Annotated in this window: 14 protein-coding genes; all 14 read right to left on the reverse strand. The window is 32.1% G+C overall.

From position 1 onward, the window contains the following. Positions 1–18: 18 nt before the first annotated feature. The gene (locus tag ACKTTV_RS16425) at positions 19–519 is read right to left on the reverse strand and encodes an endonuclease V (RefSeq protein ID WP_408031954.1); all 501 of its coding nucleotides are present in this window, start codon (positions 517–519) and stop codon (positions 19–21) included. A gap of 6 nt (positions 520–525) precedes the next feature. Further along, entirely contained in the window at positions 526–1,293 is a 768-nt protein-coding gene (locus ACKTTV_RS16430; RefSeq protein ID WP_408031955.1) for a hypothetical protein, read from the reverse strand. Between the two features lie 26 nt (positions 1,294–1,319). Next, the gene (locus tag ACKTTV_RS16435; RefSeq protein WP_408031956.1) at positions 1,320–2,387 is read right to left on the reverse strand and encodes a hypothetical protein; all 1,068 of its coding nucleotides are present in this window, start codon (positions 2,385–2,387) and stop codon (positions 1,320–1,322) included. A gap of 9 nt (positions 2,388–2,396) precedes the next feature. Beyond that, positions 2,397–2,798, reverse strand: a complete 402-nt coding sequence (locus tag ACKTTV_RS16440; RefSeq protein ID WP_408031957.1) for a glycine-rich domain-containing protein — start codon at positions 2,796–2,798, stop codon at positions 2,397–2,399. 3 nt (positions 2,799–2,801) lie between these two features. Next, positions 2,802–3,809 carry a potassium channel family protein gene (locus ACKTTV_RS16445; RefSeq protein WP_408031958.1) on the reverse strand — a complete coding sequence of 336 codons (1,008 nt, stop codon included), beginning with the start codon at positions 3,807–3,809 and terminating at the stop codon, positions 2,802–2,804. Next, a complete protein-coding gene (locus tag ACKTTV_RS16450; RefSeq protein WP_408031959.1) occupies positions 3,799–4,101 on the reverse strand; it encodes an S-adenosylmethionine decarboxylase family protein in 303 nt (100 codons plus the stop codon). The genes ACKTTV_RS16445 and ACKTTV_RS16450 overlap by 11 nt, the downstream gene beginning before the upstream one ends. Before the next feature lie 9 nt (positions 4,102–4,110). Continuing rightward, positions 4,111–5,673, reverse strand: a complete 1,563-nt coding sequence (locus ACKTTV_RS16455) for a polyamine aminopropyltransferase (protein WP_408031960.1) — start codon at positions 5,671–5,673, stop codon at positions 4,111–4,113. Continuing rightward, positions 5,661–6,539, reverse strand: a complete 879-nt coding sequence (locus ACKTTV_RS16460; protein ID WP_408031961.1) for a DUF350 domain-containing protein — start codon at positions 6,537–6,539, stop codon at positions 5,661–5,663. Before ACKTTV_RS16460 ends, ACKTTV_RS16455 begins: the two co-directional genes overlap by 13 nt. 22 nt (positions 6,540–6,561) lie before the next feature. Beyond that, positions 6,562–7,392, reverse strand: coding sequence for a hypothetical protein (locus ACKTTV_RS16465; protein ID WP_408031962.1), 831 nt, complete (start codon positions 7,390–7,392; stop codon positions 6,562–6,564). A gap of 7 nt (positions 7,393–7,399) precedes the next feature. Further along, on the reverse strand, positions 7,400–7,954 hold the full coding sequence (locus ACKTTV_RS16470) for a DUF4178 domain-containing protein (protein ID WP_408031963.1): 555 nt from the start codon (positions 7,952–7,954) through the stop codon (positions 7,400–7,402). 46 nt (positions 7,955–8,000) lie between these two features. Continuing rightward, positions 8,001–12,857 carry a DNA repair ATPase gene (locus ACKTTV_RS16475; protein ID WP_408031964.1) on the reverse strand — a complete coding sequence of 1,619 codons (4,857 nt, stop codon included), beginning with the start codon at positions 12,855–12,857 and terminating at the stop codon, positions 8,001–8,003. A 119-nt stretch (positions 12,858–12,976) separates the two neighbouring features. After that, on the reverse strand, positions 12,977–13,801 hold the full coding sequence (locus ACKTTV_RS16480; protein WP_408031965.1) for a GNAT family N-acetyltransferase: 825 nt from the start codon (positions 13,799–13,801) through the stop codon (positions 12,977–12,979). Between the two features lie 98 nt (positions 13,802–13,899). After that, positions 13,900–15,999, reverse strand: a complete 2,100-nt coding sequence (locus tag ACKTTV_RS16485) for a flotillin family protein (protein WP_408031966.1) — start codon at positions 15,997–15,999, stop codon at positions 13,900–13,902. Between the two features lie 15 nt (positions 16,000–16,014). Further along, entirely contained in the window at positions 16,015–16,647 is a 633-nt protein-coding gene (locus tag ACKTTV_RS16490) for a hypothetical protein (protein WP_408031967.1), read from the reverse strand. Positions 16,648–16,662 lie beyond the last annotated feature (15 nt).

Raw genomic sequence — 16,662 nt, forward strand, 5'->3', positions numbered from 1 at the left:
GAGAACTTTTAGTGTTGGTTAGTCTCTTCCTAAAGAATCCACTTTTTTTAGCAAGTTAGGAATTCGGTACTCACCGTGCATATTTTTTATCTTATCCGCTGCAATATCCAGATCAATGCCCTTAGAAGTAACATATAAGGGTTTTTGACTATCACCTCTTAAAACAGCTCTTTTGCGTAGCTCTAGATCATGAAAATTGTTTTTAGCAACACCAATTATTGGAATTCTTTGAGCCAGTTTTTCATATAAATATCCCCCTAAACCTAGTTTATCTTCATCATCTAACACAACGAAACCATCAACTATTATGGCTTCACATGCGGTAAGGTCTATTTGATCTAATAAACTCATAATACAAGGGAGTTCTCTTTTGTAAAATTCACCTGGAACATAGTCATCAATGCCGTCGAGTATTTCAGTATAGGTATTTGTTTCTTCAGAATTCGTCCAATCATTAAACTCTAGGCAAACAGTTTTAGCTTTATCTTCAAAATAATAAGTATCGAAAGCGAGAATCATGAATTATTAGTGGATTAAGTAAATAAAAAAAAATAGTAACATTGAAACTATGAATAAAACCACTTTAATCGGAAATTGAGCAATTTTAGTAACAACATTAAGTACTTTTTCTAAACTGTTAGAAGTAGTTGTTAAACTATTGATATATGTGGTTAAGATTTTTGATTCATCCTTTTCTTCCTCAAGCTTTTGATTGAGTTCAATTTCTTCGATATTGAGTTTGTTAGAGAAAAGTGTAAGTATTTTTCTAATGAAAAAACCAATAACACTTCCAATAATCGGAATTTTATCTGAAATCACATTACTTAATGTCGGAATCGTAATTATGTGTGTAATTCCTTTAAAAAGAAGTAATAATACATCTTTTCTGTTTTCTTTGGTGATATTATCTCCTGTTAAATTGATATCTGAAACAACTGATTTCAATATATCAATAGAGTAGGTGAGGGCGTTGAGTATATCAGTTTTAATTTTCCATGATAAAAAAATTACTCCCGAAAAGAAACCAACTAATAAAAATAAAGCAAGACCAATAATGGTATAAAACAAATATTCGATATGAGCTAAATCTATAATAAAGTAACCGAGAATAAAGGCTCCTAAAGAAATTAAAATAGGTCGAATAGCCCAGTTAAGAATATATCTCGGGAAAATAATTAACTCAAGAAAGTTTGAAATAACTTCTTCGTTATGATATTTGGAAATATCAATCCCTAATTCGGTTTTTATTTTTTCGTCGAGTTTTTCGACATCTTTTTTACTTCTGATTTTCATGTCAACTTTTATTTTGAATTTAACCATTAATCACCACCACATGAAGAGCAGCTTGAGCAAGAAGAACAGCTAGAACAAGAACTACAGCTTGAATCAAAAAAACTAGAATCGGAGTCACTTCCCCATGAATCAAAATCAAACCAATTACCAGAACTATCTGTTTCAGGTTCATTAATTACCAACGGGTCATTTTCAAAGGTTGATGAAACTGTCTCTAGGTCGGTTTCGGTATCAAAAATATTATCTTGAGCATTCAATTCATTAGCGTACCCTAAATCATCTCCGTCTTCGTTTTCATAATAAGATTCTTTGATAATAATAGGTGAACTATCATGCATAATATCAGACCAAATTAAACTGTAGAATAAGTAGTCGTCAAAGCCATGATAACCACCATAAACACCACCTCTTTGTGTATTATGAGCGATCTCTTTTTTATCTTGAATTTTACGTTTCGGTAATATGAGCTTGTTTTTTATGAAGGATTTAATATCATCGGTTTCAATTTCTTTTTTTAGCTTAAGTTTAATTCTATTCAAAAAGTAATCAAACGATTTTACTTTATTGTCTCTGAATTCGTCAAACACTTTCTGACTACTTACCGCATTGTTTATCTTATTTTTGAGATTTCCATGTGAAAACTCTTTAAATAATCCAGATACTTTAATAACTATAGGATAAACACCAACTTCATGATCTCTGTTTATTTCAACTTCAATGAGGTATTTGAAATCATTGTCTTCATGCTCTAAAACTAGTTTTAGTTGTTGAAAATGGATTGACATTGCCTCATTTACCTCAATTTCATAAGTATCCAAAGCTTGTTTTAAATCATCTTTCTTTCCATCCCTATCATGGTAAAAATCAATATCATCATGAGCAATTTTAATAATATTAGTAATATTCAATCCTCGGAAAGTCGCGTTCAATTGTTGAAGTATGGCTACAGCCGTAAAAGTTTCTCTTTCTTGTTTGTCAGAGATTGTACCGAGAGTTAAATGATGGAAAAACTTTTTGAAAGCTTTGGTGGGCTTTACTTTTTTTATTTCTGTTAGCTGTGATGGGTCGAGGGTAATAATTCCTTCTAAATACATAGTTGATTTTTAATTGTGACAGGCGCCGCAATCGCTCGCAGCCCAGATGTTAGTGGCATACGATCCCCAGATGATTTCGGATGGCTTACCATAATGTTTTATATAAAGCTCTATTGTTTTTTCATAAATTGTATGATCACTGCCTTCACTTGGCGTATGATGAATAAATCGCCCAAAATGCGTTAGACAAAACTCGTGATAATACCTAGTAAATAAGATGAATTCATGCCAAGCGAGGTCAACTATTAACGATGGTGATAATTTTTCATTTGTTAGGTGAATAAGATTAAGAAATTTAAGCATTTCAAGAACCAAATTTTCCCCATGAATATCGTATTTAATAGCTATTTCTTCAATTTTTTTCTTGAGTAAAGGAATATGAGTTACAATATCATTTAATTGTTTTTTCATAGCCTAATTTAAATATTGTTTGTTTTCTCCATTTGCAATATAAACTAAAATATCGTCTTTAAGTAGTTTGAAATTATTTTCTGGATTTTTTATGAGTTCACCGTTTCTACTGATAGCGACTAAAGTGATACCCAAATCTTTTTTAAGCTTAATAAATGTATCAATAAAGTTAGTGTTTACATGTTCACTACTTTCTGATAATTGAGTTTCACAAATGTCTAAATTGCTTTTTTCTGTTGAGGTCGAAATCAAATCTTCCGTTAGCAAAGCTACATTAGGTTCAAAAATATAGCTAGCGATAAATTTAGAAACAATTTCCTTTTTAGGAATTATAAATTGCACTCCCAGATAGTTGAAAGATGATTTAAGTTCTACATTTTCAACTGCAACAACACAATTAATGTTTTCGAATCGCTTTTTTAAACTGATGGTATAGACTAAAGTGTCTGTGTCACTTTCAAAGCTGATATAGACTCTTCTTGAGTCTGTGATGTTTACTTTTTCAATAGACTCATAGTCTTTCAGATTTGTAAGTAAAACAAAGCATTGGTCATCTGAATAGAGTTGTCTGATATCTTTTAAATCAGACTCTTGATTAACAACAATGGCTAAGGGTTCATTTGCTTTAACGATTTGTTCTGCTACACGTTTTGAAAAAGAATTCCAGCCAATAATTATACAGTGATTTTTCATTTTAGTTCCAAAAAATCCCATTTCTCTCTTTTTTAAATATTCTGATATTTTTACACTTAATTCCGTAATTAGGTATCCTAAAATTCCAAGACTTCCTAAAACAAACAAAATTCCTATTAATCTTCCCCAAAATGTTATCGGATAAAAATCTCCATATCCAACAGTCGTTAGGGTAACTAATGAGTACCAGTAGGCATCTGCTAGGTTTCGAATATTTGTGTTTTCGAAGTTCGATTCAAAATAGTATAAACCATATACCAATAAATTATAAATGCTTACGATTATAATAAACAGTATGAGTTTATGTTTACTTTTCATTTGCCATTAATTTTTGGAATTGATTTAGTTTTTCTTCATTGCAACTACTTAATTCCACATAAGTCTTGTTGCTTTCAGGGAAGGTGTGAATCGCCAAGTGACTTTCTCCTAACAACCAAAAACAGGTATAGCCTTGCTGATCGAAGTAATGTTCACTGAAATTGAGTATAGTGAAATTACATTGAATCAATAAAGCTTCAAAATTTTCTTTTAGATACTCAGGATTAGTTTCAGTAATCCATTCTTGAAGATTAAATATCTTAGCTTCTATTTTTTTATATTCAGTATTCATTCGCTTTTTTTAGTACAAATCCCAGTTTCCATCAAGATAATATTGATACAATACAGGGTTTTGAATTTTATTAATTTCTACTTCATTTACATTGGCATTGAAAAAATCTTTCTTACCAAATGATGTCAATAGAAGCATGGCTTCTTTATGTATCCATTTTGTTTTTATTGAAGAAAAATTTAAACCGCGTAATTGTTCTTTAAACTTTTCTTGAGATAATGTTTTGTTTTTCGTTCCAATAATCCATCCCCATTCTCCCATAGATAAAACTTGATTGTGCATAGGAACGGTGGTGAAGCCTGCCGATTGCAGTGTTAAGTTAATACACTGGAATGCCTTCGTGGCATAATACGGACTTCCAGACTGTGTAATAATAAGTCCATTGGGTCTTAATTTTCGGTAGCATAATGAGTAAAACTCGTGAGAATACAGTCTTCCTAACTCCACACTTCTTGGATCGGGTAAATCGATGATAATGACATCATAAAAAGATTCATTGTCTTGTTCTAAATGAACATATGCATCTTTGTTATAGATAGTCAACTTATCGTTACTCATTGAACCTTCATTAATATTGATTAGAACTGAATGATTTTTACCTAGATCTGTCATATTAGGATCTAAATCAACCATATCAATTTTATCAACCGAAGGATATTTTAGTATTTCTCTCACAGCACAACCATCTCCACCTCCGAGTATCAAAACTTTTTGAGGATGCGGATGTGTTTGCATAATAGGATGAACTAATGGCTCATGGTACATTTCTTCATCGATCGAGCAAAATTGTAAATTTCCATTTAAATAAAGCCAATGCTCATTTTTCCATTCTGTGAGTACAATTTTTTGGTATTTACTCTGATTAGCATAGATAACCTTGTCTTTGTATTTTTTTTGCTCTCCCCAAGTAATGATTGAATCAGTAAAACTCATTCCTGCTGCTAATGTTATGAATACAACAGTCATAATCGTTAGCATGGTTTTTAATTGAGTTTTAATCATTTTACCTTTGAATCGGTAAAATACCATGCAGGCAACAAAAAAGTTAATAAGCCCGAGAATAAATGGAGTATAGGTAAGTCCTAGAATAGGGAGGCCTATAAAAGCAAAAAATACACCTCCTAGTAAACTTCCATAATAGTCTTTTTCGAGAATCGAAGAGATGTTTGTTTTCAAATCTTCATACTCCTCGTTGATTCGAACTACTAATGGAATTTCTAATCCAATCAATAAACCAACAAGCATACTCAAAAAGTAAATGACAATGTCGTAATAAGAAGAAACAGCCGCTAAGGTATATACAAGTACCGAAGAAAAAGCTACAATAAGAGATAATGAGAGCTCTAAAAGTAAAAAGTTTCGAATCAGATTGGTTTTAAAAAGTTTGCTAAGGCGACTTCCTAATCCCATACAGAAAAGCATCAATGAAACAATCATTGTCCATTGAAATACAGAATTTCCTATGAAATAAGTAGCAAGTGTAGATAAAACGTACTCGGCTACAATTCCAGCAAAACCAGTAGCGAATATAGCTAGTTTAAGAATAAAAGAATTGTTTTTTAAATGCTCCATGTAATTAAAATGGCGGACCCAACATAGGCAAATGCCTCAATTAACCCAGCTCCAATATTTGGCTTTTCTTGATTGATAATTTCATCGGTTAAGTTGCGTTCAGGAATTAATACCTTGTCAGTAACAAAACGCATAATAGGTAATAAGATGATACCTAAAACGGTTTGTAAAAGCACATCAACTATCGTGGTAGTCCAGTCAACAAAAGGATCGATTAAAGCATTCATAATAACAATCCCAATGGCTAAAATAGCTCCACTAAAACTAACACCAACAGCTACATTATCAGCTTCAATTTCTTTGTGAACATCAAAACGAATCCATAGGGTATAAATTTTTGAAGCAGCAATTAGCATAATATTCCCAATAAACCAGTAAGCAATAAAAGTGATAATTCCTTCTTGTAAACTTGTAGATTCGCCGATAAGAGCACCATGAAGTAACAAAGCGTTGGAAATATAGATACTTGCTTCAATAACACCAGTTCCATTGTTTCTATCTAAAAGAATTTCTTTTTTAATATCAAAGTTGGGTAAAATAAGTCGGTTACTTATTCGAATAGAAATTTGTAACAATACAATTCCTAGTACACCGTAAAGACCTATGTGAGCTAGATCAGTATAAAAGCCTAAGCTCTCACCTAAAATTGCGCCACCAACCACAATAACTAATGCTACAAAATACCCAACATAAGAAAGTATAAAAGCGAAATTGTCTTTATGAACCAGTTCTGCCGTAATATCTGTTTTGGCATTTGACAATTTAAAAGCGAGCTTTCCAATATAAAAAATAGTTAATGCAACTAGTATATAACCTAAAGAATGACCTAAACTGGTAAGATCAATATATTCATTCAAATTTTCCATTTGTTTTTTGTTTAGTTAGTTGTTATTTACCGAAACCACCGCTTCGTGAACGAAAAGAAGAACTTTTATATCTCGATTGGCTTCTGCTAGTTTTACTATAGCTCTTTCTTGAGGTGTATCCTCGTGATTTTAATTCGGAAGAACTTTTAGAAACTTTCGATTGCACTTTACTTTTAAAAGATTGTGGTTTACTTGCCCAAGAAGTATTTCTATTGTGTTTTGATTTAGTTCCGTATTCATTGGATTTACCGTAGTACGATTTTTTGTTTCTGTAATTACGATTGTAATCGTTCCAATGACTTCTTGGATAGCCATATCCATATCCGTAACCATACGAAGGGGCAAAGAATAAATCAGAGAAAAGACGATAACGACCGTAAAATGCCCAAAAAGAACTTCCACTGCTATCTGTTCTCCATTCTCCATATCGAGGGTTACCAACGTAGTTATTTACTCCAGCAGGAGAAGAATTTTTATCTAATTTTCCATTTTTCTTACTAAGAACTGTCATTCCTAGATCATTTTGATATTCTTCAAATATGATAGGAGAAACTTCTTTCCAATCTGTATTAATAATAGTCACATCAGTTGGACGAGTAAGACTATCATTTAATTGCTCTGTGGTTAATTTAGGTTGCTTTTCCTCAATTAGAATACGGTATTTGTGAAAGTACTTATCCGTATCCTCTTTGTAGTCCATATCAGATAAAATAACACTATAATTATCCTTATCAATGTACTTAGTAATGATATTGTCTAATGGTGATTTTACAAATTTTGGTTTTCGTTCAGAGCTGCATGAACTTATAGTAACAACTGTAACGAGTAGTAATAGGTATTTAAAAAAACGCATAGTTATTTTATTGATTGTATGATGGAAGAATGTTACTGATTTCGAAAGCTTTTATTTTTTTTCCAACGCTCGCTTCAAAATCATTATCATCCCATTGTTCTATTGTTAAACATTTTTCCTCATCTTCATCTAAGTAATCAAAGGAAATAAGTTCTTCCCAGTCAGAAGTATCAACATTTCTATAGTAACCTGGAGACTCTTCCGATAAATAATAGGTTACATTTTCGTGTGTAATCTGCTTTGGAGGTTTTCCGTTGTTTTCAATATGAGTGATAACTTCAGGTGCTAACTTACGGTATTTTAACTCTTTTGACATTGTAATGATGAGGTCATCTTCTTCTTCAATATGCAAAAATAGCTTTTCTCCTTGCGATTCAAGAACAAATTCACGAGTAAAGTAATTATCTCCCCAATCGTATTCACACATTTTCTTTACGGTCCAAGTTCTCAAATCATAATCTAACAAATATCCTTTCTCTAAATCTGTTACTTTGATATTGGTTGGGTCGTAATGTGTTTCTTCTTTATCCTTGTTGCTTTTAAATAGGTCAAAAAATCCCATTCTTTATTGTGTTAGTTGTTATATGTGTTTTTTTATAATGACGATATTATTTTTCGAGTCCTTTTTTCAAAACCGATTTAATACCTTCTAAATTTTCAGTAAAAGCCATCATTTGACTTAATATCTGTGCCATTTCATTATTATTACCTAAGCCTTTAAGCTTATTGTTTTTGGTGAAAATATCTTTGATATTCGACCAACGCTCCATTTCTTCATTAGATAAATTATCAATTAATTCTTTATATTTCAAAAGGTTTGCTTCTGCGGAAGAAGTTAACGTTTGAGATTCACTTTCGTAATGCGATAATAATAATCGTTGTAATTCTTCTTGATTCATAATAGGAACAATTTTCGCAACGAGCTTATTCATGTCACGATAAGAACCTTGGAGTTTAAAAGAAGGTTCTGTTCTATAATCGTCTTCCATTGCAGCGGATTGAATATATGCCTGATTGACCTTTAAAATAGTGTCACGAATCGTAATTACTTTTTCAAGAACAGCCGTATAATCTTGTACTTCTTGCTTGGTATGATTTCCTTTTAAATTAACGTCTTTGGTATTGTTTTCAACCTTGTCAATTAAAGTATACACATCTTCAAAGTATTTACTACTTAATTGATGCAATACAGGATTAGAAGTTAAAGAGTTTTCTATTAAACTTAGTTTGAATAGATGTGCTGTATCTCCAATAATATCTCCCAAATTATAAATATCGGCTCTGTTGGCTAACATGTCTGGAATTTGGAATTTATCACCACTTTCGGTATATGGATTTCCAGCCATGATCACACAGAATTTCTTTCCACGTAAGTCGTAGGTTTTCGGTTTGTTATTATAGACACCTTCTATTTTTCTAGTTCCATCGGAAAGTGAAATAAACTTTTGTAAAAACTCAGGGTTACAGTGTTGAATATCGTCTAGATATAACATCACATTATCACCCATTTCAAAAGCTAAATTCAATTTTTTTAGTTCTTCTCTTGAAGCGGAGTTATTAGCAGCCATTGGATCCACCGAAGTAACTTCGTGTCCAATCGCAGGTCCATTGATTTTCATAAATACCAACCCTAATCTATTGGAAATATATTCCATTAAGGTAGTTTTACCATATCCTGGAGGAGAAATTAGTAAAAGCATTCCCATCCTATCAGTACGTTTGTTGTCTCCAATGGTACCAAGTTGTTTTGACAAGTTGTCTCCAATTAAAGGGAAGTATACTTGATCAATCAATTTGTTTCTTACAAACGAAGATAGTACTCTTGGTTTAAACTCTTCCAGTTTCAATTCTTCTTTCAGATCTTCTGTTACTTGGTGTTTCGCTTCTTTGTATTGAATAAAATTAGGAGCCTCTACTTGAGTAAAGTGTTCAAGGTCTTTTATAAATTGATGATAATTGAACTCCCATTTTCCTTCATTAATAGTAGCGTGATTTCCTTTTAAATCTTCAATAATTGTAACCGGATGTACATTAATCGTGTCTGCTGCTGAGAGGTCTTCAAACAATAATAACGCCACAGTTTCATGGATATATTCATCCGCATCTATCTCTGTTTCTAAAACAAAAGAACTTACCCATTGTATTGCTAATTGAATACGTTCAATATGGTTTTCTTGCTTTTGAATTCCTGTTTTAAATTTATGCAATGCATTTTGCTTGTCTAATGTCTTAAGGAAGTTTTCCTTAAGATTCAAAGCAATATTACTCGTGTGAAAAATATTATCACTTTGAAGTTCCTTAAACAAATACAAAGCGATTCTTTCAGAATATTCAGTAGTGAATAATTGAGATTTTTCAGCAAATGAATTTAAAGAGCTTGTCAGGTCATCAATGATATAATTGTGAGTTACACTTTTCGGAAAAACTTTTAATACTTCTCCAGAAGCTTTGATATTCGTATTGTATGAATTTTGATCAGCTTCAGAAAGATGTTTCCAGAAATAACGAGCAAAAGCCCTGACTTCTGGTGTAAAAGTGAGTAGTCCAAGTTCATGGTGTTTGTGTACCAGTGTATGCAAAATCTTTGATGCATCTACATCGTGAACTCCTTTTACATAACCTTCAGCATACAAATTGCTGCTTTCTTTTTGAACAAGTTGTAAAACCTCTTCTTCATTAAGATTAATAAGTTTTTCTTCACTAAAACTCTTAAACAGTTTGTACGCTAAGTATGCCGATCTGTAGATAGTATTGTTTTCTGATACTAATTCTTGATTCCAATATTTTTTTGAAGCGAGTAATATATCATTCGTTATTTCTTCATAAAAATCCGTTCCAGTCAAGTGATAGCACAATTGTTCGTTTTTATAGACAATGGTCAAATCTAAAACCTGTCTATTTACTCCAAATTTATGGCTACCTAACTTAATGATGTTTTCACCATCTTCGTATAACTCTTTTTTATCTTTAAGTTTACGTAAGGTATCTTCTTTAGCAACTTTTAATTTAGTTTCAACAGTTTCGGCTTTACCAATATCATCAAGCTCTTTTAATTGCTTTACAATATCTCGAACCTTGTTAATCATTAGATCGGCAGCGAAATAACCATTAATATCTTCAATAGAATCAAAAGAAGCAGCTTTCTTTGTAATTCCTTTTAAAATACGTTCAGCGGCTGTTTGTAGAGCAACCGTTTTTTTATTTCTCTTTTCAATAAGACTATTCTTACGATTGTCAAATGCGGTATGAACTTCTTCACGCTTTTCAATAATCTGAGTAATGAACTCATCATAATCGGCAAATTTACCTTCTAATTCTTCTAGCTGAATTGTGGTTTTTGTTAAGAACTCATCGCATTTTTCAGGAGTATTCGCAATATCAATATAATTGATAATACTTTGATCAATTAATTTAAGTTGGGCATTAAAGTCGGCTTTGGCTTCTTTACTTCCTAAGCTTTTAATGCTATTTTTTATACCTGATTTTAACTGATTAAGCGTGGCAAATATCAACGAGATGTTGTCAATGATCTTTGTGGATTGAGAAGTGTCTTCGATTTCTAGGTTCGATACAATATCGATAAGCATTTCTAAATCTGTGGTAATTTGATTGACCTCCTTTTCTAAAGCTTTTGCTTCTACCACTTTTTTAATGGTTGGTAAAGCTTCTTGCTTTTCAGCAACACGTATATGATAAGGTTGAAGTGCTTTATCATCAAGAAGAAATTGAACACATCGTTTCGAGATTAAGTTGTTTTGTTCTGCAACTTGTTCTTCTAATTCCTTTAATAGATTTATGTTGATATAGCGAATGTCATGAAGACTAATTACTTCACCACGTAACGAACGTAATTGACTTAAGAGCACAACGAAATCGTCAATAGATTTAAACGAAGTACTTTTTATTTTACCAAACAGCTCATCAGATTTTTTGTTGATCTCGTTGGTTTCTTTTTCCGCTTGCTTTTTTAACTGGACAACCTTCTCGAATTCTTCGATGGCAGCATTGGCCGCCTCATTGATTTCTGAAACTGGTTTGTTTAGCTCAAAAGTTTCTTTTTCATGTAACCAATAATAGGTGTCGTTAATGTCCTTAGAAGTTTTGGCAATATCGGAATAAAGGCCAGTATAGTTATCTTCTTTGTTTAATAAGGTAATTAATTCATGACACTCGGCCATGGCGCGTACAATGTCTTTATTACCAATTTTATATAGTAAACTATCTTCATGTTGCGAAGGCATATAATCGCCTTTTAAATATGGGGTTTGCCATATTTGAACAACATGATGCTTAGTTTGCTCATTTTCTGTTTTAAAATAGCAAAGTTCTCCATTTTCTAAAATGGTAAAACCATTACAGATTATGGGTGTTTTAACACTTTGTTCAATGATATTATACGACATGAGGATATATAAACCTCTAATAGTCGCATAAAAAACATATAAAAAGTCTTCACCATTTGGAGAAACAATCTTTTCTTGGAATTTAACCTCTTTAACATCACTCTCAAATATCTTGTACTCTCCAGTTTGAAGGTAGTATCCATTTGGGAAAATAATACCTTGATCATCCGGAAGTTGAACAGCAGTGTCTTTAATACTATCTATCTTCTGAACTTCCTGAAGTTTGTGATTGTATACAAAGTACCTTGGCTTTTCTTGAAATGGTTTAATTTCAAGTGTGATTAAATTCCCTAAATCACCAAAGCGAAACTGACCATCATCTAAGGTTTGGTCAATATGTTCAACAGGCTCTGAAAGTACTCCTTTTCCGTCATCTGTATTGTCTTCGACTTTGATGGTTAAATCACCGCCAATAGTTTCAACAAATATTTTATCGAGAATTGAAATGTGCGAATGGGTACCGTAACGATGCATGTCACGAGTTACTTCTTGCCACTTAAATTCATGCTGGGTTGGGAATTTATATTCGTGCTCACTTCGGTTATCAATATATCGTAATGAATTATCATTGATTAACCATTTAAAAGCTTTGATATCACTTTTGTTATCACTTAATTGGAAAATCATATACAAATAGTTTCCAATAACAGCGAATTTTGAGAAAATAGTGTTTCGGTAATATTTGTATAAATTGGTAAAGTCATCAATGAAAAGAGGATCATTTAATAACTCCAGTGATTGTATATGGAATTGTTGATCTTTAAACTCATAGATGCTGAAAACATCTGATAGTTTAATATCTGTTCTCAAACCAAAATGAACGTTATAACCGAAAATAGATATATTCCCTAATGAAATAATATCTCTGGCAATACAGTTGTTTTCTGTATTGATTCTGTTGTTTGCAATTAGTTTGGTTTCTATGGTGCCAAATACATGTTTTCTGGCATCGTTTAAGTTATGAAGTCGTTCTTGCAGATGTTGCTTTTGTTTTTGCAATCTACTTTGAATGATTTCATACGTTCCACCATCTAGTTGTTGTTCGGTATGTTGGTTTTCCATAGGTGATTATAGGTGTTAAAACTTCTTTTTCTTGAAGTTTTTTTATCTTATTCTTAAATTAATTATTGGTTACAACTACTGTCCTCTTTCATTTCAAAGGCGCTCGTCATTGGTAGTTGTTATATTTTTAATTCCATCTCAAACTGATCAACGCTATTAGTTAATTTTACTTTGTTGAGAATGGAGTTTTTTTCATTTAATGTTTTATCAACATTATTGATTTTTATTTTTCCTGAAACTTGTTTAATTCCAGAAAACAGTCTGTCCCAGTTACCAATTTTAGTATTAAATACATCAAACTGGGCAATATAGTTGAGGTCTTTATTCATAATAAAATAGGATTCAACTTCTCCGTTTACTAGAACTTCAAAATAGTTATAGTTACCATTTTTTATAGATTCTTTCTGGTTGTCCCATGAATAAACATCCTGATTTGGCAAGGCGCTCCATTCAATTGTATCTAAAGATGCTTCTTTCAAAAGAATATCGTGCTCTGAAACATTGTTAAGGATTTCCCCTTGATAGCAATAATATTCTTTGCAAATGTTAAATCCAATGTTTTTATAGAGTTGAATAGCAATTTTATTTTCTGTGATAACCTCTAGTGTTGTTCTTTTTATACCATGCTTCTTTAAATCAGAAAGGGCATGAGCATATATACTTTGTATGATTCTTTTTCCTCTGTACTCGGGAATTACTCCTGTTCCGGTATTAAATGCTGTTAATTTTCCATTTCTGGTGTCAACTGCATGTATAATAAAACCTACAAGCTTATCATTATCAAACATCCCATAGGATAAATTTAAATCTACTTTTGCAGATTTCCATCTGTTAATATAGTAGTCTTTTTCTGTAGGCATTTTAACAAAGTAATTGTCAAAAGCCAGTAGAAACGATTCTATTATTTCATCGATAGGTGTATTTCCTAAGTTTCTTACATCCATTTTCAAATCGAACACGATTAGTTGTAGAAAATTAAAGTAGGGGAGTGTCAAAAGAAAACAAAAGAAGTCGTTACAACTTCTTTTGTTTATGCTTTATATTATGATAATTTCTTATCAGATAAGCCTAAGCCTTTAGCTAAATTGAAGAGGTTACTAAATAAATTTTCCTCATCAGCAGTAGAAGCTTTAGATTTCAAGTCTGCTAATAAATTAGCAATACTTAAGTTCTTAATGTCTTCAGAAGATATACCGTATTTAGTAGCAAAGTCTTTTACTTTTTCAAGTAAGTTTCCTTTTACATCGTCACTACCTAAAATAGCATCTTTTACATCTTGAATATTTGAACTGTGTTGAACAAGTCTATCAACACCTTTCGCTTTCGTAATTTGTCCAATGATTTGTTCGAAGAACATAGTTTCACCTCCAACAATATCAATATTGGCAGCTCTTAATGCATCACCAATAACTTGTGCTTGTGCGTCGGCAATGTCCTTTTGAACGTTGATATGAGCTAAATCTACTTTTAATTCTTTCTCTAAACGTAGTTTAAACTCTTCATGCTCTTTACCAACACCATCAAGTTTCTTCATTGCTTCGGCTTTTTCTTCAATACCAGCTGCTTCTGCCAATGCGATTTCTTTATCACCAGTTGCTTTAGCAAGAGCTTTTTCTTTGATAACTTCAGCTTCTGCGATACCTTCTTCTTTTAAAGCGGTTGCTTTCGCTAAAATACCTTCGGCTTCTGCTTTCGCTTTCTTCTCGATAATGGTAGCTTCAACTAAACCTTGACGTTCATTTGCATCTGCTTTAGCATGCATCACTTGTGCTTCGGATAAACCAATTGTAGCTTCTTCTTTTGCTTGTGCTTCAGCCAATGTTTTTCTAGCTTCTGCTTCTTTTTCACTTGCTTCTTTTTGAGCTTGTGCTTCAATGTTGATTTCTTCTGCTTTTTGTTTTGCAGCTTCTTTTTGAGCCTCTGCTTGTTTAATTGTCTTGATTAGAGCTTCCTGAGCGTCAGCTTCAGCAATAGTTATTTTCACTTGCTTATCACGATCTGCTGTTTTAAAAGCTTCAATGTCTTTCATGTTTTCTTTTTCCTCAACAACACCCTTCTCCAACATTACACGATCGCGAATAACATCTTGAATATTTTTCTTTTCAACTTCAACAACTTTTTCTTTTTCAATTTGAGCAAGTGTTACAATTCTTTCACGTTCTGTAGCCTCTAAAGCTCTATCTTTTTCAACACGTTCCGCTTCAACAGCTTCTGTACGTTGTTTGTTTTTCTCCGCAACAATAATCTGACGTTGCATATTTTCTTCTGCAACTTGAACTTTTTCTTCGGTAGAAATTCGCGCCGTTTCGGATTTTAAACGTTCTTCTTCAGCAACTTTTAATATTTCAGCCTCTTCACGAGCTTTGATGTTCGCAATCTCTCTTCTTTGTTGTTCTTCTTTTTCTGCTAATTGTTTGTCTAACTCTAAAATTGCCTCACGAGCTTCAACATCTTGTTTACGAATAACTTTTTCTTCGTCACGCTTAATTAAGTTCGCTTTAATGTTTTGATCAGCCGTTAACTCTGTAATTTTCTTAATACCTTCAGCATCTAAAATATTGTCTGGCTTTAAGAACTTCACTGGAGTTTGCTCTAAATAATCAATAGCACAGTCATCAAGAACATATCCATTTAAGTCAACAGATATAATATCTTTAATTTCATCTCTGAATTCTCTTCTCGCTTCATATAATTCAATGAATTGGAATTTTTTACCCACGGTTTTAAGGGCTTCAGAAAACTTTGCTTCGAATAAATCTTTTAAAGTTTCAATATGAGATGCTCTTTCACAACCAATTGTCTCAGCCACTTTTTTAATATCTTTAACATCTTCATTTATCCTGATAAAAAAAGCAACTTTTATATCGGCTCTAACGTTATCTTTACAAACCAAACCGTCAGACCCTAATCTTTCTATTTCAATTTTTTTTACAGAAATATCCATAGTTTCCACTCTGTGGAAAACAGGTACCACGTATAGTCCTTTATCCGTTGCAATTCTGGCTCCTTTAAATCCAGTCCTAACGAGAGCTTTACCTTGTGGTACTTTCTTGTAAAACATCGCGACAATGGCGAAGTACAAGATTACTAGGAAGAGAAAAAGTCCTATTCCGATTCCAATAATTTGTAATAAATTATCCATAGTAATTATTTAGTTTTAATTGTTATATTTTTGAACGAAATAAAAAGAATTATCATTACTTTCTTTTATAATTAGTATTCGGTCTTGATAATTAATATTTTCGTTATTAAGAGATTTTATGTTTATGGTAAGGTTTTTATTTTCAGCTTTAACCTCTGCTGTTCCTAGTTTATTTTCTCTTAAAGTAGATAATGAGGTACCAGTTCGACCAACTAGATCAATTGGCGTATCTCCGTCTTGATTTAAATTCTTGAAAAAGTTTTTAAAGGGCGTAGTAAAAACTTTTGTTAATATTAATGAAGGGATAATTCCGCTAAGCATTAGAATAAATCCAAAATTGCTGCTTATACTATGGGTAATTGTTGTACTTAGCGTAGTCATTATCCACCAAATAAAAATCCAAGAGGTAAATGTGAACATGAAAGGTAATCCAACAAAGTTGAAGTATATCAAAAGAACTTGCCACCATTTTAAAGGTTTTCTCTTCTTTTGAATAATATCTTCTTTATTGATTTCCGTATTTGAAATGTCATGGAAATCTATATTACCACCCTCAATTCCTGTATCGATATCGACGTCAGTGTCTATGTCAACATCGACGTCAATATCTACATCTACATCAAGATCGAAGTCAATACCAGATATCATTGTTACAAGCCAATA

Origin of the sequence: Tenacibaculum xiamenense, assembly GCF_964513065.1 — a bacterium.
Classification (GTDB): Bacteria; Bacteroidota; Bacteroidia; order Flavobacteriales; family Flavobacteriaceae; genus Polaribacter; species Polaribacter xiamenense.

Excerpts from the sequence above, each read along its gene's own strand:
- ACKTTV_RS16425 (WP_408031954.1), bottom strand. The coding sequence starts at position 519 with ATGATTCTCGCTTTCGATACTTATTATTTTGAAGATAAAGCTAAAACT.
- ACKTTV_RS16430 (WP_408031955.1), bottom strand. The coding sequence starts at position 1,293 with ATGAAAATCAGAAGTAAAAAAGATGTCGAAAAACTCGACGAAAAAATA.
- ACKTTV_RS16435 (WP_408031956.1), bottom strand. The coding sequence starts at position 2,387 with ATGTATTTAGAAGGAATTATTACCCTCGACCCATCACAGCTAACAGAA.
- ACKTTV_RS16440 (WP_408031957.1), bottom strand. The coding sequence starts at position 2,798 with ATGAAAAAACAATTAAATGATATTGTAACTCATATTCCTTTACTCAAG.
- ACKTTV_RS16445 (WP_408031958.1), bottom strand. The coding sequence starts at position 3,809 with ATGAAAAGTAAACATAAACTCATACTGTTTATTATAATCGTAAGCATT.
- ACKTTV_RS16450 (WP_408031959.1), bottom strand. The coding sequence starts at position 4,101 with ATGAATACTGAATATAAAAAAATAGAAGCTAAGATATTTAATCTTCAA.
- ACKTTV_RS16455 (WP_408031960.1), bottom strand. The coding sequence starts at position 5,673 with ATGGAGCATTTAAAAAACAATTCTTTTATTCTTAAACTAGCTATATTC.
- ACKTTV_RS16460 (WP_408031961.1), bottom strand. The coding sequence starts at position 6,539 with ATGGAAAATTTGAATGAATATATTGATCTTACCAGTTTAGGTCATTCT.
- ACKTTV_RS16465 (WP_408031962.1), bottom strand. The coding sequence starts at position 7,392 with ATGCGTTTTTTTAAATACCTATTACTACTCGTTACAGTTGTTACTATA.
- ACKTTV_RS16470 (WP_408031963.1), bottom strand. The coding sequence starts at position 7,954 with ATGGGATTTTTTGACCTATTTAAAAGCAACAAGGATAAAGAAGAAACA.
- ACKTTV_RS16475 (WP_408031964.1), bottom strand. The coding sequence starts at position 12,857 with ATGGAAAACCAACATACCGAACAACAACTAGATGGTGGAACGTATGAA.
- ACKTTV_RS16480 (WP_408031965.1), bottom strand. The coding sequence starts at position 13,801 with ATGGATGTAAGAAACTTAGGAAATACACCTATCGATGAAATAATAGAA.
- ACKTTV_RS16485 (WP_408031966.1), bottom strand. The coding sequence starts at position 15,999 with ATGGATAATTTATTACAAATTATTGGAATCGGAATAGGACTTTTTCTC.
- ACKTTV_RS16490 (WP_408031967.1), bottom strand. The coding sequence starts at position 16,647 with ATGATATCTGGTATTGACTTCGATCTTGATGTAGATGTAGATATTGAC.